At 39.0% G+C, this 17,350-nt stretch carries 22 protein-coding genes; 8 read left to right on the top strand and 14 right to left on the bottom strand.

Annotated features, from left to right (window positions below; all coding sequences use genetic code 11):
- Positions 1 to 56 precede the first annotated feature (56 nt).
- From ABD009_RS09900 to ccmA, 7 genes are all read right to left on the bottom strand, one after another.
- Positions 57 to 623, bottom strand: a complete 567-nt coding sequence (locus ABD009_RS09900; RefSeq protein ID WP_343825003.1) for a phosphoribosyltransferase — start codon at positions 621 to 623, stop codon at positions 57 to 59.
- Between the two features lie 38 nt (positions 624 to 661).
- The gene (locus ABD009_RS09905; RefSeq protein WP_343825005.1) at positions 662 to 1,309 is read right to left on the bottom strand and encodes a hypothetical protein; all 648 of its coding nucleotides are present in this window, start codon (positions 1,307 to 1,309) and stop codon (positions 662 to 664) included.
- Positions 1,310 to 1,419: 110 nt separating this feature from the next.
- Positions 1,420 to 1,902: a cytochrome c maturation protein CcmE gene (ccmE, locus tag ABD009_RS09910; RefSeq protein ID WP_343825007.1), complete on the bottom strand. Its 483-nt coding sequence runs from the start codon at positions 1,900 to 1,902 to the stop codon at positions 1,420 to 1,422.
- A gap of 23 nt (positions 1,903 to 1,925) precedes the next feature.
- A complete protein-coding gene (gene ccmD / locus ABD009_RS09915) occupies positions 1,926 to 2,135 on the bottom strand; it encodes a heme exporter protein CcmD (protein ID WP_343825009.1) in 210 nt (69 codons plus the stop codon).
- Positions 2,136 to 2,143: 8 nt separating this feature from the next.
- A complete protein-coding gene (locus ABD009_RS09920) occupies positions 2,144 to 2,887 on the bottom strand; it encodes a heme ABC transporter permease (RefSeq protein ID WP_155696473.1) in 744 nt (247 codons plus the stop codon).
- On the bottom strand, positions 2,888 to 3,580 hold the full coding sequence (gene ccmB, locus ABD009_RS09925; protein WP_343825011.1) for a heme exporter protein CcmB: 693 nt from the start codon (positions 3,578 to 3,580) through the stop codon (positions 2,888 to 2,890).
- A gap of 1 nt (position 3,581) precedes the next feature.
- Positions 3,582 to 4,223, bottom strand: a complete 642-nt coding sequence (gene ccmA / locus ABD009_RS09930; protein WP_343825013.1) for a cytochrome c biogenesis heme-transporting ATPase CcmA — start codon at positions 4,221 to 4,223, stop codon at positions 3,582 to 3,584.
- Between the two features lie 134 nt (positions 4,224 to 4,357).
- Here ccmA and ABD009_RS09935 point away from each other — a divergent pair, with 134 nt between their 5' ends.
- Positions 4,358 to 6,145: an ABCB family ABC transporter ATP-binding protein/permease gene (locus tag ABD009_RS09935; RefSeq protein ID WP_343825707.1), complete on the top strand. Its 1,788-nt coding sequence runs from the start codon at positions 4,358 to 4,360 to the stop codon at positions 6,143 to 6,145.
- A 40-nt stretch (positions 6,146 to 6,185) separates the two neighbouring features.
- Here the strand turns inward: ABD009_RS09935 and ABD009_RS09940 are convergent, their stop codons facing one another.
- The 5 genes from ABD009_RS09940 to coaBC are packed head-to-tail and all read right to left on the bottom strand — an operon-like array spanning position 6,186 to position 10,100.
- Positions 6,186 to 6,542: a hypothetical protein gene (locus ABD009_RS09940; RefSeq protein WP_343825015.1), complete on the bottom strand. Its 357-nt coding sequence runs from the start codon at positions 6,540 to 6,542 to the stop codon at positions 6,186 to 6,188.
- On the bottom strand, positions 6,539 to 7,471 hold the full coding sequence (locus ABD009_RS09945) for an alpha/beta hydrolase (protein WP_343825017.1): 933 nt from the start codon (positions 7,469 to 7,471) through the stop codon (positions 6,539 to 6,541). The genes ABD009_RS09940 and ABD009_RS09945 overlap by 4 nt, the downstream gene beginning before the upstream one ends.
- A gap of 21 nt (positions 7,472 to 7,492) precedes the next feature.
- The gene (locus ABD009_RS09950; RefSeq protein WP_343825019.1) at positions 7,493 to 8,233 is read right to left on the bottom strand and encodes a hypothetical protein; all 741 of its coding nucleotides are present in this window, start codon (positions 8,231 to 8,233) and stop codon (positions 7,493 to 7,495) included.
- A 40-nt stretch (positions 8,234 to 8,273) separates the two neighbouring features.
- Positions 8,274 to 8,858 carry a nucleoid occlusion factor SlmA gene (slmA, locus tag ABD009_RS09955; protein ID WP_155696468.1) on the bottom strand — a complete coding sequence of 195 codons (585 nt, stop codon included), beginning with the start codon at positions 8,856 to 8,858 and terminating at the stop codon, positions 8,274 to 8,276.
- Between the two features lie 33 nt (positions 8,859 to 8,891).
- The gene (gene coaBC / locus ABD009_RS09960; protein WP_343825022.1) at positions 8,892 to 10,100 is read right to left on the bottom strand and encodes a bifunctional phosphopantothenoylcysteine decarboxylase/phosphopantothenate--cysteine ligase CoaBC; all 1,209 of its coding nucleotides are present in this window, start codon (positions 10,098 to 10,100) and stop codon (positions 8,892 to 8,894) included.
- Positions 10,101 to 10,227: 127 nt separating this feature from the next.
- Between coaBC and radC the strand changes: the two genes are divergently transcribed.
- Positions 10,228 to 10,902 (top strand): RadC family protein, encoded by a 675-nt coding sequence (gene radC, locus ABD009_RS09965; protein WP_155696466.1) that lies wholly within the window; start codon positions 10,228 to 10,230, stop codon positions 10,900 to 10,902.
- A 63-nt stretch (positions 10,903 to 10,965) separates the two neighbouring features.
- Here the strand turns inward: radC and ABD009_RS09970 are convergent, their stop codons facing one another.
- Positions 10,966 to 12,057, bottom strand: coding sequence for a glycosyltransferase (locus ABD009_RS09970; RefSeq protein WP_343825025.1), 1,092 nt, complete (start codon positions 12,055 to 12,057; stop codon positions 10,966 to 10,968).
- Positions 12,058 to 12,243: 186 nt separating this feature from the next.
- On the opposite strand from ABD009_RS09970, the gene ABD009_RS09975 reads away from it, so the two are divergent.
- From ABD009_RS09975 to ABD009_RS10000, 6 genes are all read left to right on the top strand, one after another.
- Positions 12,244 to 13,404 carry a capsular polysaccharide export protein, LipB/KpsS family gene (locus tag ABD009_RS09975; protein WP_343825027.1) on the top strand — a complete coding sequence of 387 codons (1,161 nt, stop codon included), beginning with the start codon at positions 12,244 to 12,246 and terminating at the stop codon, positions 13,402 to 13,404.
- A 364-nt stretch (positions 13,405 to 13,768) separates the two neighbouring features.
- The gene (gene rpmB, locus ABD009_RS09980; RefSeq protein WP_155696463.1) at positions 13,769 to 14,005 is read left to right on the top strand and encodes a 50S ribosomal protein L28; all 237 of its coding nucleotides are present in this window, start codon (positions 13,769 to 13,771) and stop codon (positions 14,003 to 14,005) included.
- Between the two features lie 11 nt (positions 14,006 to 14,016).
- Entirely contained in the window at positions 14,017 to 14,172 is a 156-nt protein-coding gene (gene rpmG, locus ABD009_RS09985) for a 50S ribosomal protein L33 (protein ID WP_105050859.1), read from the top strand.
- Between the two features lie 162 nt (positions 14,173 to 14,334).
- Complete coding sequence (locus tag ABD009_RS09990; protein WP_343825033.1) at positions 14,335 to 14,826, top strand: hypothetical protein; 492 nt, start codon at positions 14,335 to 14,337, stop codon at positions 14,824 to 14,826.
- A complete protein-coding gene (gene mutM, locus ABD009_RS09995) occupies positions 14,819 to 15,628 on the top strand; it encodes a bifunctional DNA-formamidopyrimidine glycosylase/DNA-(apurinic or apyrimidinic site) lyase (protein WP_343825035.1) in 810 nt (269 codons plus the stop codon). Before ABD009_RS09990 ends, mutM begins: the two co-directional genes overlap by 8 nt.
- 14 nt (positions 15,629 to 15,642) lie before the next feature.
- A complete protein-coding gene (locus ABD009_RS10000; protein WP_343825037.1) occupies positions 15,643 to 17,013 on the top strand; it encodes an aldehyde dehydrogenase family protein in 1,371 nt (456 codons plus the stop codon).
- Positions 17,014 to 17,039: 26 nt separating this feature from the next.
- Here the strand turns inward: ABD009_RS10000 and ABD009_RS10005 are convergent, their stop codons facing one another.
- The gene (locus ABD009_RS10005; RefSeq protein WP_343825039.1) at positions 17,040 to 17,339 is read right to left on the bottom strand and encodes a hypothetical protein; all 300 of its coding nucleotides are present in this window, start codon (positions 17,337 to 17,339) and stop codon (positions 17,040 to 17,042) included.
- Positions 17,340 to 17,350: the final 11 nt, after the last annotated feature.

Genomic DNA, 17,350 nt, shown 5'->3' on the forward strand with positions numbered 1-17,350 from the left:
AACGACTGTTCAGCAACTCTACTTATATCGAGTTGCTGAACAGTAATGTATCGTATTTACTCTTTTGTAAATAGGTGTGCAATTTCCGCTAAGTCACTTTTACCCGACTGCAACTCTTCTTGCGTTAAGCCTGAGAGCTCATGTGGAAATACAAGCCACTCATCACTTTCTTGAACAAAGTAGTCAGGTACAATATCCACTTTAGAATTTGTAGGTTTGTACCAAGGGCACGCAATTCTAATATCCGACGGTGTATTAAGCCTAGACAGGCTTTTGATTTGCTTTATCAATGCTTCAATACTTCTGCCGGTATCAAATACATCATCTACAATAAGCAAACTGTCGCTAGCGTTCGCATTTTCAATTAGATAGTGCAAACCATGTACTTTTATTTCTTTAGATTGCCTACCAATGCCATAGTAAGAGGATGTACGGACGGCAATATGGTCTGTTTCAACCTCTTTAAAGTCAAAAAACTCTTGAACCGCGATACCTATTGGTGCACCGCCGCGCCAAATACCAATAATGAAGTCAGGGCGAAAACCATCTTCATACACTTGGTGTGCTAGTTTAAAAGAATCAACTAATAATTCTTGAGAGGTAATGTATTTTTTATCTGTCATTAGTAATGCCTAGCGTAAAAATTAAATCTGAGTATAGGTTAGTTTTCATTAGAAAGAGATCGTTGAGTATGTGATTCTAATGCGCGCTTTGTGTAATCGTCAAAGGCATCGGCCTCTAGTTCTTCCATAGAACCGCTATCACTAATATCCGTATTTAAAGGCTCTGAAGGGTCAGAGCTATCTTTGGTTAATTCTGCTTCTAAATGCATTTTAATTGTGTAGTCAATTTTGTCATTTAGGTTGTCTACAATTTTAGGAGCACGGTCGGAATAAAACTGTGCGTTATATTGTGTAGGCACTTTAGGAAGGCGCTGTGCAACATTATTTAATGCCTCAATAAGGTCCTCTTTGACAGTAAATGGTGCTGCTTTTAGCTTATTGATCGCACTATCAAGTTTGTTCATCAACTCGTAAAAATGACTGCAATTTATTTCATTTACGGTTTGAAAAACAAAATAGTTATTGGCAAGCATAATAAATGGCTGCTTTTGTTGCGGGTTTAGCCAGCCTTCTTTTTGTATGGATTGAAGAAGATCTCTAAACTCACGCTGCCTAATCCTGCAGTTGTGAGCAATTCGCTTTTGCTTAAGCTCTTTCAGTTTCAACTCTTGGTAGCGAGAATAGATAATTATCGCAATAAATACGATGGCAACAACCAGTAATGTGGCCAAAAACCACAATGCCACGGTAATCATCCCAGACCTCCAAAATCCATCATTTCTTCTTATTATTTATTGTTATTATTTTATATTTTAAATATTTTTCAGTGCCTTAAAACACTTGTACCATTCTATTACTAGTATTGGTACTTTTCTTTAGTTATTGATTGGTCAGAAATTTCCTTAGGCATATAATTTTCGTCATGCTTAGCTAATACTTCACTTGCTAAAACGCTGCCGTTTGATTGCAAAGTTCCATTGGCTACAATGCCTTGCTCTTCTCTAAATAGGTCCGGAAGAATGCCACTGTAAGTCACGGTAACCGTTGGGTCCGTGTCATTAAAAACTAATGGTGTCGCCATGTCTATAAGGTCAAAACTAACTTTCAGGCTAGTAGGGTCACGCTTTACTGAACCAGGTACAACAATGCCACCAATTCTTAATCGTTGTCCTGCTTCAGGCTTAATGCCCGTTTCTACTTTGCCAAAATGTATTTCAGACGGTTTGTAAAATAAATCAATATTCTGGCTCAACGCATAAAGAACCAAACCAGAAATTGCACTAAAGCCAATAAGCAATGTGATAACTATAGTGAGTCTTTTTTTTCTGCGGGGATTCATTTCTTTTTACTACCTTTTAAATTCTAACGGTGATTATTCTGTTGTTGAGCAGCCAGCTTTTGCTTTTGTTCGGTAACAATGCGCTTTGCTATGTCACTCTTTGCGCGCTTTAATGCTGACTTACTTTGTAATACTAATATCAGCAAAGCAATAAACCCAAAACCAAAAGACAACCAAACAAAAAAGCCATATCCGCCCATATCTAAAAATGCGGTGATACTATCAAATTGCATAATGACTCCTACTTAGCTTGCTCAAGCATTAAGTTTTTTACCCAAGGGCGACTGCTATTACGAAGTAAAATTTCCGTTTTAAATCGTATACAGGTAACCGTAGCGACAAAAAATGCAAACCCAAGAAAGCAAACTACAAATGGCCAAAACATTTCTAAGCTCATTGCAGGCTTGCCCAACTTGCTTACTGTTGCACCTTGGTGAAGGGTGTTCCACCACTCCACTGAATATTTAATAATAGGCAGATTAATGACGCCAACTAAAGCAATAATTGATGCAGCTTTACCTGCCATTTGCTTGTCTTCAAAGGCGTTGTTTATCGCGATAACGCCAAGATATAAAAACAGTAACACCAACTCAGATGTTAAACGCGCATCCCAGACCCACCAAGTGCCCCACATAGGTTTTCCCCATGCTGCGCCGGTAAACAATGCTATAGCTGTAAACACCGCGCCAACAGGAGCTAGAGCTGCAACGGCAGCATCTGATAGCTTTAATTGCCAAACCATGCCGCATAGTGCAGCGATGGCCATACCTAGATAAATACCCATCGATAAACTTGCCGCTGGCACATGCAGATAAAAAATTCTGAAACTGTCGCCTTGTTGGTAGTCAGCTGGAGCAAATAGTAGTGCCCAAACTAAACCTATTGTTAGTAAAGAGCCACTTAACCAGCCAAACCAAGGAATAACTCGGTCACTCAGGTGGTAAGTTGTTTCAGGGTTTGCGTATGGGTGTAACCATTTCCACATTTAATTCGTACTCACTTTTAAAGCTGATGTAATTGCAAAAGGGGTTAATGTTAATGCACCCACTAGTAATGCGCCAATAATAGCAAGTTGACCACCATAGGGTAAACCATATGACGCTGCGTCAATTGCACTAGTGGCGAATATTAGTACAGGAATATAGATAGGTAGAATAATCAAGCTCAATAAAACACCGCCTTTTTTTAGCCCTACCGTCAATGCCGCACCAATTGCACCAATAAAACTTAGTACGGGAGTACCTAATAAAAGGGTCCAAAAAGTTGCTAAAAAACTCTCAGCCGGTAAATTAAGCATAGCTGCAAGGACAGGCGCAATAATGATCAACGGAATACCAGTTAAAATCCAATGGGCAATAACTTTTGCTAATACCCAAATAAAACTCGGATAAGGACTTAATAAAAGTTGCTCAAGCGCGCCGTCTTGATAATCAGATTTGAACATTCTGTCTAACGATAACAAGGTCGCTAAAAGTGCCGATACCCAAATAATACCAGGTGCTATTTTTGCTAAGGTTTGTGGCTCTGGACCTATTCCAAGCGGAAATAAGGTGATAATAATAATAAAAAACAGTAATGGATTAAGCACATCGTCGCGGTGACGAAGCGCAATTTTTAAATCTCGGCTTAATACCAACTTAAATAAGTTAAAGTAGGAAAGTACGTTACCTTGTTCCATATTAAAACCGATAATCCAATTCTAGGCGTGACACTCTGTTGCTAGGAAGATTTAATTCTTGGTGAGTCGTCAATATAACGCAACCGCCATTATTGGCATGTTCTAGTATTTTTTGCTCAATAGCTTCAACCCCTTTTGCATCGATTGCGGTAAAGGGTTCGTCTAAAATCCAAATTTTGGCTTTGCTTTGCCACAACTGAGCCAGTGCGATACGCCTATTCTGGCCAGCACTTAATTGGCCAGCTAATGACTGTTCAAACGCCAGTAAACCAACATCTGCTAACAATGCTTCAGCGTCGCTGTTACCATAGCCATGCAGAGATAGTTGAAACTCTAGGTTTTCCTGGGCGGTTAATTCACTTTTAACACCAGGTAAGTGGCCCAAATAAAGTAGGTTTTGTCGGTATAGTTCAAGTTGTTCATTGATATTATTCTGATCAAACTCAATAGTGCCTTCGTAAGGCTGAGCTAATCCAGCTAAAATTCTAAGTAAGCTTGTTTTTCCGGCACCGTTAGGCCCCGCCACTTGGATAATATCTCCACGGCGAAACTGAACGTTTAGATCTTCAAACAATATGCGGTCTTGTTTAATACAAGTGAGTTGTTTGGTTTCTAAATAAATTTGTGCACTTAAACTTTGCAAAGCAATAAATAAACTAATGAATTCAATTGTGTTGTTATTCTCCCACGGCAATTAAAAATTGCCAATATATACTTACCGATAAACGGACAACACTTTAATACACATCAAACAAAATAGGGCTAATTGTGAGAAAAATGCGAAACGTGACAGACCAACCTAATGCTGAGTTTAGTTGGCGAAGCCTTACTGCGCTAGTGCCATACCTGTTGGAGCATAAGGTTAGGGTGTTTCTTGCATTATCTTGTTTAGTGCTAGCTAAAGTTGCCAGCGTTGGTTTGCCTTTTGTATTAAAAAACTTAGTGGATACGTTAAATGCGAAAGACTCAGTAGAGCCTGCGTTAGCCATTCTTGCCGTGCCAGTTGCTTTAGTTGTTGCATACGGAGCCATACGCTTTTTAAATGTCATTTTAGGTGAAGTCAGAGACACTTTGTTTGGGCGAGTTACAGAACGCGCTATGCGTAAAGTGGGGCTTAAAGTTTTTAATCACTTACATAAACTAGAGTTAGATTTTCACTTAAATCGTCAAACGGGCGGCCTATCTCGAGACATGGAGCGGGGCATCAGTGGCATCAGCTTTTTGATGCGATTTATGGTCTTTAATATTGTCCCAATTTTATTGGAAATCCTTTTTGTTGTCGGTATTTTCTTTACTAAATACGGTTGGGATTTTGCGGTCATTACGTTATCGGCCATCGTTTTATATATTGGCTTTACCGCTTACGCAACAGAATGGCGTACTCGCTACATTAGAGCCGCTAATGAAGCCGACTCACAAAGTAATACCAGAGCCATTGATAGTCTATTAAATTACGAAACAGTTAAATATTTTAACAATGAAAAGTATGAAGCAAATCGTTATGACGAAGATTTAGAAAAGTGGGAATCTGCAAGACGAAGTAACCGCTTAACCTTATTTGGACTAAACAGCGGGCAAGCGCTTATTGTTGCAACTGCCATGACTTGTATGTTGATGTTAGCTGCTCAAGGTGTAGTGGATAAAAGCATGACGATTGGTGACTTTGTATTAATCAATGCCTTTATGATGCAACTGTTTATGCCTCTTAACTTTCTTGGCTTTGTGTATAGAGAAATCAAAGGGTCACTCGCCAATATTGAAAAAATGTTTTTGTTGTTAGAGCGAAAAGAGCAAATCACTGATAACCAAGACGCCACTGATTTAACCATTAAACAGCCAAGCATTGAATTTAGAAATGTAGACTTTGCCTACAACAAAGAGCGACCTATTTTACAAAACGTCAGCTTCACAATTCATCCAAAGCAAAAAGTAGCGGTTGTTGGATCTAGCGGCGCGGGCAAGTCTACTTTGGTTAAAGTTTTGTTTCGTTTTTACGATGTAAATAACGGCCAAATCTTCATTGACGGTCAAGATACAAAAACCGTGACTCAAACATCGCTTAGAGAAAATATAGGAATTGTGCCGCAGGATACTGTGTTATTTAACGATACTATTTTTGAGAACATTCGTTATGGCAAACCAACTGCAACCGATAAGGAAGTGTGGAAGGCCATAAAAATGGCGCATTTAAACGACTTTGTTAATTCCTTACCTGACGGTAAAGACTCAAAAGTAGGTGAGCGCGGATTAAAGCTGTCTGGTGGTGAAAAACAGCGAGTAGCCATTGCTAGAGTCTTATTAAAAGCGCCTTCAATTTTGGTATTTGACGAAGCAACTTCATCGTTAGATTCAGGCTCGGAGCAAGCAATATTAAAGTCGTTGAGAGAGATTGCAGAAGGTCATACATCTTTGGTGATTGCGCACCGCTTATCAACCATTGTTGATGCTGATCAAATAGTTGTAATGGAGCAGGGCAGAGTAGTTGAAGTGGGTAATCATAAAACGCTATTAGAAGCTGAAGGGCGTTATTACCATTTATGGAAAATGCAAAACGACAAGCTTTAAGCTTGTCGTTATTGATATTGATAATGAAGTTATTTAAAGCTTAAGCAACATGGGTCGCAGACTCCATGCTTTTACGGCGCTTTTTAAAAAAGTTGATCATAAAAGTAGGGTATAAAAAATAACCTTTATTACGTGATATTTTTTTTATCAGTAAATACAAAGTTACCATCATTAAGTACAGTACGTAAACTCCACCAATACCCGATGCAGCGCTTAGCGCAAATAAGTTATCGAGTTTGAATAACAGTAATAAAATGACACAAATACACCACATCTTGTGGAATTCAATACCAGGGTACGAGTGAAACTCAAAATACTTTAGCTTGTTATAATAGAGGTTTCCGTATTTGTCCCCTACATATTCCTTATGGGTTGACTGTCGGTATTGACGTTTCACTCTTGTTCCTCGTTACCAAACATAAACATCAGTGGCAGGTGGATTCTACTCGCCCATGATACTTCGTCATGTTTGTGGCCCGGGAAAAACTCTGTCTTCCATAAATCATTTGGATAGGATGCGGCAAAGATTGCATCGATACGCTTTTGCAACGGAGGATATACCGCGTCTAAAGTTTGATCACCCAAGTCAAAATACACTTTATGGCCATCTAACTTGTTTATATTTTTTCGTATGTAGTCTTCAAACCCTTTTGGAAACGGATTGTCCACATCGTACATACCAGGCCAATGTGTTGACATAGCAATCGCTCCGCCAAACACATCAGGTCTTTCTAGCAATGCATACCATGACATTAAGCCGCCCATGCTAGAGCCGCCAACAAAACGATGTGCTGGTTCAGAATGAACATTAAAGTTTTTCTCAATGAATGGCACAACTTCATTAGCTAAAAAACGAACGTAATTATCGCCGTAAAAGAAGTCACCAATAGGCGCAAAGGACTTTGACTGAAATGCCAGCCTAGTTTTTATAATCGTTCTGTCTAAAAGAGAAAGCTCTCGGTATACCTTTTCAGGGAAGTACTCTGGGTAACGTTTTTTACCCGCGTTCCAAATGCCAACCACAATAAACGGTCTAACTTTTCCTTCCTTCATCAGCTTAGCTGCCGCTTCATCCACTTTCCATTCTTGGTTATTCCAAGTGTCAGATGAATCAAATAACATGTTGCCGTCGTGCATGTACAAAACGTCATATTTTTGGTCGTAGGAATAATCTTCAGGTAGCCAAACATCAATAGTTCGGCTTGATATAAATTCAGAATGAAAATCTTCAAAGCGTTTGATAACACCACTTGAAGGAATAGCAGATGGGTCGGCATTGACCGCAAAAGTCATTAACAACACTATGTAAAATATTAGTTTTTTCATTAAAACTCCGTCTTTAAAAAACTATGAATTAATAGAATAAGATGCTTTGTGTTTTTGCGAATATAAAATTGGAATTAACTGATCCATATGTCCGTATGATTCTAGTGTACTCTTAAACCAGTCGTCTAAAAGTCTTGATGGATACACCTTGTTAAACAAATAGAAATTAGCAAAATCACCTATTATTGGTACGTTCATGCCCATACTACCGTTTATTTGTATAGAGGTGCCATTTTTATTCGCAGTATATTTGTATTCTATACTTCCAATAGCATAGCCAGCATGCAGAACGTCAAGCGTTAGGCCTTCGTCGCCAAAAGAGCGAATTTTATATCGCATTTGCCATTGCTCATCGTCAAAGCTGGATTGTTCTTGAAAGACAACTCCGTGTAAAAGGCGGTTATTTTGAGGCTCAGGCGAAGTGACAATAAAAAGATTACTGAGGGTTCTAGGTTGCGCAAGCTTAAACCAAGATAAGCTTTGACCATTAAAGGTTAGCTTATTTTGAATTTGATTTTGATAAAACCAATGTAGCATTCTAGGTGTTACATTGATCAATTCTGATGTGGCGCTAAATTGATAGTGACCGTTTGTAGACTTTTGTAGTCTCTGCGGCTTTAAACTCTCGTTTAATTCCGTCGATTTCAACGTCCATGGATGTGCCATCACCGGCACGCTATCAAAGGTAGCCTGGGGCTTTAACCATAAGCCTGCTAGCAATAGTACTAGCAGGTAACCTGAAAATTTTAAAAAGTACTGCATAATAAGCTTTTTATTTTTATTATTGCTTATAAGAAGGATCCTACCAGAACATCTTTAAGCCTTGCCACTGTGTATCGAACCCGTCCATTGGGCTACGAGTGAATCCTGAACGTACAAACTGATTCATTTTACCTTCGGTGTAAGCTAACAATAAATTAGCTAAAGCAGCGTCGTCAATTGGAAAGCTTTTGCCTTCACGAAGTTTACGCTCTCGTAAAACTTGCTTAAATTGTGTTTCAAGCTTCTCGAACAAAGACACAACACGCTCTCTTAATCGGTCATGCTCACCTAAAAGTGCATCACCAGTTAAAATAGCAGTAATGCCACGATTCATTTCTGCGAAACCAAGAATTAGCTTCATGATATTCTGAATGCGACCTTCCGTTGTTTTGTCTTTTTCCAAAATAACGTTAATACGGCTTAATAAAGTGTTTTCTATAAATTCAATTAACCCTTCATACATTCTCGCTTTGCTTGGAAAATGTCGATATAACGCAGCTTCAGAAACACCGACTTTCTCGGCTAGTTTAGCTGTTGTAATCCTTTGCCCCGCGTGGCTTTCTAACATCTCAGCAAGACATTGTAGAATTTGCTCTTTACGGTTACCCTTTTTAGCTGCAGGCATACTTCCCCTCGGCGCACATTTATAATTTAATGATTAAACTTTATTTAACTGCTCAAACACAACGTCTAATAAATCATAAGACAGGTGTTTTTTGGAATTCAGAGGTAAGTCCTTACTTCCATCATTCCAGTATACTTTTAATGCATTATTGTCAGAATTAAACCCTTGACCAGATACGGATACATCATTTGCACAGATCATATCTAGGTTCTTTTTGGTAAGTTTCCCTAATGCATATTTTTCTACCTCTTGTGTTTCGGCCGCAAAACCGATTACAAAAGGTCTATTTTTATTTAGTGCTGCTACATCAGCAACGATATCTGGATTTTTCACCATAGTGACGGTCATGTCGTCATCATTCTTTTTTATTTTCTGGTCGGCACAAATTTCAGGTCGATAATCGGCAACTGCAGCACAAGCAATAAAAACATCTGACTGTTGTGCTAATTCTAACGCTGCGTTTTGCATTTCTCGGGCACTTTGAACATCATAACGAAGCGTATCTTTAGGTGTTGAAAGAGAAACCGGACCAGCAATAAGATTTACTTTTGCGCCTAGCTCTGCCGCAGCTTCAGCAATGGCAAAGCCCATTTTTCCACTTGAATGATTTGAAATATATCTAACCGGATCAATTGACTCGCGAGTTGGACCTGCGGTAATTGTGATTGTTTTACCAGCTAATATTTTTGTATTTGATTTGAACATTGAAACAGTGCGTTCAACAATTTCACTTGGCTCAATCATGCGGCCTGCGCCTACATCTCCACAAGCTTGCTCACCAACAGCGGGTCCCCAAATATGGACTCCACGAGAGGACAATACTGATAAGTTTTCTTTGGTAGCTGCATGGGCATACATTTGTTGGTTCATGGCTGGGCAAACAACAACTGGGGCTGGAGTGGCAAGTAATAGTGTACTTGCTAAATTATTGGCTAAACCTGCTCTCATGGTTGCCAGCATATCGGCCGATGCAGGACTAACAATAACTAGGTCTGCCCACTTGGCAAATTCAATATGACCCATTGCCGCTTCTGCGTTTGGATCTAACAAATCTTCAGCAACTGGTTCGCCACTAACTGCCTGCAAGGTCAAAGGGGTGATAAAAGCTTTACCGCCAGAAGTTAAGACCACTTTTACTTCAGCGCCTCGCTCTTTTATTCGGCGAATATATTCCGGCATTTTATAGGCAGCAATTCCGCCACTGATAATTAATAAAATGCGTTTATGGTTCAGTTCTGACATATATCGGTCGCTTTGAGTGGTTGTTAACCTAAAGCAGGCTATATTTTATATTCAAATTAGGTGCTTACTTTATCGGTTTTGAAACCATTTCACCATAAAAAACTCACATCAATGGCAAGGAGGCAAAATGTCGATACAACAATGGCGATTATCCGACCGACCAAGAGAAAAATTACTCAATCAAGGAGCTAGTTCATTATCCGATGCAGAGCTTTTAGCAATATTTTTTAGAACTGGCATATCGGGAATGGATGCAGTTAGTTTGGCTAACCATACGCTTCATGAATTTGGTTCGCTCAATGCATTACTGAGCGCTAACGTTGAACAGTTTACTGCAATTAAAGGCATGGGGCAGGCTAAGTTTGTGCAACTTCAAGCCGTTTTGGAGCTCTCAAATCGATATTTTAGTGAGGTAATGAAGCGCGATACATTGTTAGATTCGCCACAGGCGGTTCGCATTTATTTACATAGGTTATTAAGAGATGAGCCTTATGAGCAGTTTGTACTGGTGCACTTGGATAATCAACATCGTGTTATTAAAAGCGAGGTATTGTTTAAGGGCACGATTGACTCTGCTGCTGTTTACCCAAGAGTGGTTGTAGATACAGTAATTAAACACAATACAGCCGCTGTTATTTTTGCGCACAATCATCCATCAGGCATTAGTGAGCCAAGCCAATCGGATATAAGGTTAACGGAAAGATTAAAAGACGCGCTGTTACTCATTGACGTGAGGACTCTAGACCATTTCATTATTGGTAATGAAGAAGTGGTGAGCTTTGCTGAAAGAGGATTGATCTAACTTTTTGAATCACAGAAACGTCGCAAAATAATTAACAATAAACGACGCCCCTTATTACTAGTTTTATTTTATGAGTGCTAAATACTTTTGTGTTGCTTGTTCAAGTCCAAATTTCTCACTCACTCCATTGATATCTATTGTGGGAGGTGACTTCAGTACTTGATTTATCTTATCCGCTAGGGCTTTATGATCGCCGGTTGGCACTAAAAAGTCAGCAAGGTTACCGGTTAAAATTTCATTAGGACCAAAGTCACAATCTGTGCTTACAACAGGCGTACCGCATATAAGGCTATCGATCAGGTTCATCCCTAAACCTTCAAAGTCTGAACTTGATACTAAAGCTTTCGCATTTTTAATCCAAACATAAGGGTTGTCTTGAAACTGTGGCGTAACTATTCTGTCAGCGACACCATAACGTTTCGCAAGTTTGAGTGCCTTTGGTATATTTTTACACAGCAATACTAGTTTTATATCCGGGACTAATCTCAACGCTTTAAAAAGAATGTCATGGCGCTTCTGTTTTACAACTCGGCCGGCGTGAATGAGGTAAGGTTCATTAGGGATGCCAGGGTTTGTTGCTTCAGAAGCGGTTACAATCTCAGCCTTATTAATCGGATTATAAATTGTAGTTACGCTAGCTGGTTTTATAAGCTTTCCAGATAGTGCTTCTTGAGCTACGCCTTCACTTACAGCAATAATATGTTTGTTGTTATAAGCTTTTTTCTGCTTCAGCTTTCTGAATAACTTTAGCGGGCCCAACTTACCTTCTCTTTTAATTTCTTGGGCCATGGCATTATGCAAAACGTAGTAAATGTTTTTAAATGAACATAGATTTGCAACTTGGCAAGAAGGGTCAAGGTTAGCCAAGTGAAGATTAAATTTACCGACACTTTTTTCCGTTTGTAAGACAAGTTGCTGCATGTCTCTTGCTGTTTGCTTTAACCGACCCGTCGAAGTACTTTTACGATGGCAGGTGGTTTCGTACAAAACGCTATAATTTAAACTCTTATCCGTATATTCAATACGAGGCTCTAAGATAAAAAAGTGAACATAATGACCTTGATGCTGCATTTGTCGCGCTAACGTTATCATTACCTTCTCAGCGCCACCGCCACCAAGGCTATCAATAAATATGGCAATGTTTCGTTTTGTCATTAATGTCATCTTGTTAGGATTTAGAGTTGAGCGGAAGAAATTTGAAGCATCATAATATCGTAAAATGCCTAGAATATAACGGAAATATTAAAAAAAGCTTGTTTACGTCGATCATCTCCTTAGAATCTTATTCTAATGATGAGTAAAAGAACTCTTTTTTTAGGTTAGGTTGTTTAAATTAGGTATATGAAAAAAATTAAATATTTGTTTATATCGCGGGTATCGTCTCATTATCGCTACTATCGTAAGCTTACGAAATTCTTAGGCGATGAAGCTCACCTACAAAAACTAAAGTTTTTCGCTTTTCCTCGACCATCATTTTTCTCACAAGTTAATGACCTTGATTTAGATGACCTAGTTAATGTACATGTTGAAAGAAAGAAAGTTAGGCACCCAATTCTAAATACTAACCCTATATTGCTAGGTGCTATTACTCGTTACTATCGTTTTATTGAAAAGTGCAGAGCAAGTTACTATTTTAGCTATTTCTCTAGTCATGATATCGATACTGTCATTGTCTGGAATGGCATGAAGCAACCAAATAAAACACCTTATGAAGTCGCCAAAGCATGCGGTATCAAAACTCAATTGTTTGAAAACGGATTGCTTCCAAATACAACAGTACTTGATCCAAAAGGTGTGAACGCTTTAAATTCAGTGCCTAGAGATGCAAACTTCTATTTAAATTGGGACTCAGGCTCCACTGAAAAAAATGAGTTGTCGTCTAATTTAGTGAAAAGAGCGCCACATAAGAATCGGAAATCTGATGATGCCCAAGTGACATTGCCAGAACGATTTATCTTTGTTCCATTTCAAGTGCCGAATGACACCCAGATTGTTTGTCACTCGCCATGGATTAAATCAATGGAAGCTTTTTACGAAGAACTCGAAAAAGCAGTTAGCTTTATGGATTCGGACGTAAAGTTTGTCGTTAAAGAACATCCATCTTGGCCGCGCTCATTTGTAGATTTACACCATAAAAACCCACAAATTATTTTCGCAAATAACAATGAAACGTCATCACTCATTCAAGAGTCCGAAGCTGTACTAACAATAAACTCAACTGTGGGTATTGAAGCATTATTGTTGAACAAAAAAGTGATCACGTTAGGCAATACCTTTTTAAATATTCAAGGTCTGGTAAAGCACTGCCAATCGCCCAAAGAGTTAGCAGATGCGATCACTGAACTTAAGATCTGGAACTTTGATCCTATTTTACGTGTTCAGTTCTTAGATTATTTAGCCAATGAATATTTAATCAAACAAAGTTGGAATAACTTATCTAACGAGCAAGAGCATTTTAGAGAAGTAAAAGCTAGGCTGGAAACTCCTTACCAAGTCGATTAGTACTTTATTAGGAGAACAGTGAAAGATCTCGTTGTTCATCTAGGTTTTCGTTTAAATATCCGTTAGTTAAAGTGGCGAAGTGAATTTAATTTGAAATGAAGCCAGTAAAAGTGATCTTTTCTTTGTACTGTTGCCGAAAAAAAAGTAGAATACGCGCCACTAAATTAGTCACTCTGACGTTATATTTTCCAGATTTTGATTGTAAAAAGACCAATATCGAGTTTTTCGAGGTGCGAACACGAATTAACTTGATCTTTAGCGTCAAATTCTGTATAAATTGCGCCCTTTCAAATGCCCGGGCAAATAATTAGCCGTAAGGGTTAATTAGATTGGCGTCAGAATTTAAGTTTTGGAGTAAATTGACATGTCAAAAGTGTGCCAAGTAACTGGCAAGCGTCCTACAGTTGGTAACAACCGTTCACACGCTCGCAATGCTACACGACGTCGTTTCTTGCCTAACCTACAAACTCACCGTTTTTGGGTTGAAAGTGAGAAGCGTTTCGTTAAATTACGTTTATCTACTAAAGGTATGCGTATCATCGATAAAAATGGTATTGATTCAGTGCTTGCAGATATGCGTGCAGCTGGTCAAAAGGTTTAAGGAACTAAATCATGCGTGATAAAATTCGTTTAGTTTCAACGGCTGGAACTGGTTATTTTTATACAACTGATAAAAATAAGAAGTTAATGCCTGAAAAGATGGAAATCAAAAAATTTGATCCAAAGATCCGTAAGCACGTGATCTTCAAAGAAGCTAAAATTAAGTAAGCTTTAAATTGATTCTATTGAAACTTTTGCAAAAGTTTTAAAAACCCAGCCAAGTGCTGGGTTTTTTGTATCTTCAAATCCCTCATTCACAGCTTTTCCTTAATTTTCTTCCTATAAGTTGCTAACCTTTAAGAATCTTATTTAAAAAGAAGAATCAATCTTATGCGTCTTTCTCAAAAAGGCTGGAACAACGTTCTTATTTTCGCCTGTTTATTTATGATTATTCTGTTTAACTACACGAGTAATATGTTTGCTACAAACTCAGAAAAAATGGCCGTTGAACCTTTGGTGCAAAACTCCAAGCTAGTTCAAGCTATCGACTTTAGTGGCATTGAAATTCAAAGGTTAGGGGCGAGTTGGCGAGTGTTGAGTAAAATCCCTACAGCGACTATCAGCAATCCTGAGGAATACGTAGAAACATGGGTTCAACAACCTCTTGAACAAATTGAGTCAGTGCCTTTAGTTTTAGACAGCGCGGTGTCATTGCCAGTTGTAGTTTGGTTAGCGGGTAACGAAGAGGGTTTAATTTTTGAATTTGTCATCGATCATCAAGAGCAGTCCGTATACGTACAAAACAAAATGACGGGAAATTGGTATGCGTTAAAGTATTCGATGCTACCTCAGTTTATCCCAAGAGAGCTTTTAGATGCCTGAATTACCAGAAGTAGAAGTCAGTCGGTTAGGTATATCACCTCACATTACCGACCAAAAAATATCAAAAGTGATAGTACGAAACCCTAACTTGCGTTGGCCTGTTCCCGATGATGTGAAAAGCGCAGAAGGACAAGTGGTTGACTCAGTGAGTCGAAGGGCTAAATACCTGTTATTAAATACCAAAGTAGGTAGTATTATTTTGCACCTGGGGATGTCAGGGAATTTGCGAGTCGTTGATAAGTCGGTACCGTTATTAAAGCACGATCATATTGATATTGAATTTGACAATGGCGCGGTACTTAGATTAAACGATGCTCGTCGTTTTGGAGCTTGTTTATGGCAGGTACCAGACACAGAACATGAATTAATGGGAAAACTTGGCCCTGAGCCATTAACCGACGACTTTACAGATATTCATTTGTTCGAAAAATCCAGAAACAAACAAGTTGCTGTGAAGAACTTTATAATGGACAACCATGTTGTGGTTGGCGTCGGTAATATTTATGCCAACGAAAGTTTGTTTAAGGCTGGTATACATCCCAATCGGGCGGCAGGGAAGATATCAAAAAAACGATATGAAGTTCTCACTCAACATATTAAAGAGACTTTGGCGAACGCGATAGAGCAAGGCGGTACAACGCTTAAAGACTTTATACAAACCGACGGTAAACCGGGCTATTTTGCGCAAGAGCTTTTAGTTTATGGGCGCAGCGGCGAAGCGTGTGTAAAGTGTGACCAAAAGCTAAAAGAAATAAGATTAGGACAGCGCAGTACCGTATTTTGCGGGCATTGCCAACGATAATTAAGTGGGAAACGATGAAATTTTTAAATACGCTACAAGCTACTTTTAACGAAGGTAAAACAAAACCACTGTCATGGCGGAAGTCGCAATTGTTAGCATTAAAAAGAATGTTAATGGAAAACGAAAATGCAATATATGACGCGCTATCTTCGGATCTCCACAAGTGTCAATTTGAAGCTTACGTTTCTGAGTATCAATATGTATTAAAAGACATTAAGCATTCTATTAAGCAGTTAAAGTCTTGGAGCAAACCGCAACACGTTTCCACACCAATGTTAGCGCAACCTGGTCGAAGCTTTATACGTCCAGAACCATACGGTACTGTGTTAATTATGGGAGCATGGAATTATCCATTGCAACTAGTTTTAAGTCCTATGGTGGCTGCTATAGCCGCTGGTAACTGTGTTGTATTGAAACCATCAGAACTTGCTGCGGCAACATCAACATTGCTTGCTAGTTTAATTCCCAAATATATGGATGCCAGTGCTATCTCCGTTTATGAAGGTGGTGTTGAAGAAACTACAGCGCTATTAAAACTCCGATTTGACTACATAATGTATACCGGTAGTGAAAACGTTGGGAAGATAGTGATGCGCGCGGCCAGTGAACACCTAACCCCTGTTACCCTAGAGCTTGGTGGCAAGAGCCCGTGCATTATAGACGCCGACGCAAATCTTAAAGTGACGGCCGATCGTTTAATTTGGGCAAAGTTTTTAAATGCCGGGCAAACCTGTATTGCACCAGATTACGTGCTAGTTGAGCGCAAACACTCAAAAGCGTTAATTGAAGCTTTAAAACAGTCATTATTAAAGCAGTATGGTGAGTCTGCAAAAGAGTCGCAAGACTATGGCAGGATCATTAATCAGCGTCACTTTGACCGTATATCTGAGTATGTTGCTGCAGAATCTGACACGATTGTGCATGGTGGACAGGTTAATCGCGATGAAAAGTATATTGAACCAACACTGATGTTAAACCCTGATTTAACCAGTGGTGTGATGCAAGAAGAGATTTTTGGACCTGTGTTGCCAATTATCGAAGTGGAGTCGCTACAAGAATCAATAGATTTTGTTAACAGTCGTGAAAAACCATTGGCGCTATATATGTTCAGCAACAATGATAAGAATGTTAAATTAGTCACTCAGCGAACGAGCTCTGGCACCTTATGTATCAATGATGCCGTTATATTCATGGTGAACCATAACTTACCATTTGGTGGTGTAGGCAATTCGGGCATGGGGAGTTATCACGGTAAATGGGGATTTGATACGTTTAGTCACCTCAAGCCGATTATGCATCGTAGCTTTTGGGCAGATGCACCAATCAGATATGCACCTTATACATCGCTTAAAAAGAAACTATTTAAATTAGTGGCTAAATTATAAAGATAAACGGCGGGGTAAAGGCTTAATTAATATGACGTTATTTCCGCTAAGTCGTCTCTAAAGCCGTTGTACTGGCAGTATACGCTGTCATCAAAACGGGCGATGATATTGCTGGTACAGTATCGCTGCGCAACATCCGCATCAATATAAATAAGATCGCCCGCATTACAAGGATGCGGGCTTTTTCTTACGTAAACGTTTTCGCATTGAGTGTATTTAGGCTCATAATTTTTTGTTGAAAAATCATTCACTTTAACTTCCCAAAGAAAAACAACGGTGACCGCAATAATAAGTGCAGCAATAACACCAATTAATGACTTGTTCACTGTTGTTTCTC

The organism is Psychrosphaera haliotis (assembly GCF_039523615.1).
GTDB classification, from domain to species: Bacteria; Pseudomonadota; Gammaproteobacteria; order Enterobacterales; family Alteromonadaceae; genus Psychrosphaera; species Psychrosphaera haliotis.

What these genes read in the sequence shown, in the direction of transcription:
- ABD009_RS09935 (WP_343825707.1), top strand. Translation starts at nt 4,358, where the DNA reads ATGCGAAACGTGACAGACCAACCTAATGCTGAGTTTAGTTGGCGAAGC.
- ccmE (WP_343825007.1), bottom strand. Translation starts at nt 1,902, where the DNA reads ATGAATCCCCGCAGAAAAAAAAGACTCACTATAGTTATCACATTGCTT.
- rpmG (WP_105050859.1), top strand. Translation starts at nt 14,017, where the DNA reads ATGCGTGATAAAATTCGTTTAGTTTCAACGGCTGGAACTGGTTATTTT.
- ABD009_RS09970 (WP_343825025.1), bottom strand. Translation starts at nt 12,057, where the DNA reads ATGACAAAACGAAACATTGCCATATTTATTGATAGCCTTGGTGGCGGT.
- ABD009_RS09975 (WP_343825027.1), top strand. Translation starts at nt 12,244, where the DNA reads ATGAAAAAAATTAAATATTTGTTTATATCGCGGGTATCGTCTCATTAT.
- ABD009_RS09945 (WP_343825017.1), bottom strand. Translation starts at nt 7,471, where the DNA reads ATGAAAAAACTAATATTTTACATAGTGTTGTTAATGACTTTTGCGGTC.
- ABD009_RS09950 (WP_343825019.1), bottom strand. Translation starts at nt 8,233, where the DNA reads ATGCAGTACTTTTTAAAATTTTCAGGTTACCTGCTAGTACTATTGCTA.
- ABD009_RS09920 (WP_155696473.1), bottom strand. Translation starts at nt 2,887, where the DNA reads ATGTGGAAATGGTTACACCCATACGCAAACCCTGAAACAACTTACCAC.
- radC (WP_155696466.1), top strand. Translation starts at nt 10,228, where the DNA reads ATGTCGATACAACAATGGCGATTATCCGACCGACCAAGAGAAAAATTA.
- slmA (WP_155696468.1), bottom strand. Translation starts at nt 8,858, where the DNA reads ATGCCTGCAGCTAAAAAGGGTAACCGTAAAGAGCAAATTCTACAATGT.
- ccmD (WP_343825009.1), bottom strand. Translation starts at nt 2,135, where the DNA reads ATGCAATTTGATAGTATCACCGCATTTTTAGATATGGGCGGATATGGC.
- rpmB (WP_155696463.1), top strand. Translation starts at nt 13,769, where the DNA reads ATGTCAAAAGTGTGCCAAGTAACTGGCAAGCGTCCTACAGTTGGTAAC.
- mutM (WP_343825035.1), top strand. Translation starts at nt 14,819, where the DNA reads ATGCCTGAATTACCAGAAGTAGAAGTCAGTCGGTTAGGTATATCACCT.
- ABD009_RS09900 (WP_343825003.1), bottom strand. Translation starts at nt 623, where the DNA reads ATGACAGATAAAAAATACATTACCTCTCAAGAATTATTAGTTGATTCT.
- ABD009_RS09990 (WP_343825033.1), top strand. Translation starts at nt 14,335, where the DNA reads ATGCGTCTTTCTCAAAAAGGCTGGAACAACGTTCTTATTTTCGCCTGT.
- ABD009_RS10000 (WP_343825037.1), top strand. Translation starts at nt 15,643, where the DNA reads ATGAAATTTTTAAATACGCTACAAGCTACTTTTAACGAAGGTAAAACA.
- ccmB (WP_343825011.1), bottom strand. Translation starts at nt 3,580, where the DNA reads ATGGAACAAGGTAACGTACTTTCCTACTTTAACTTATTTAAGTTGGTA.
- coaBC (WP_343825022.1), bottom strand. Translation starts at nt 10,100, where the DNA reads ATGTCAGAACTGAACCATAAACGCATTTTATTAATTATCAGTGGCGGA.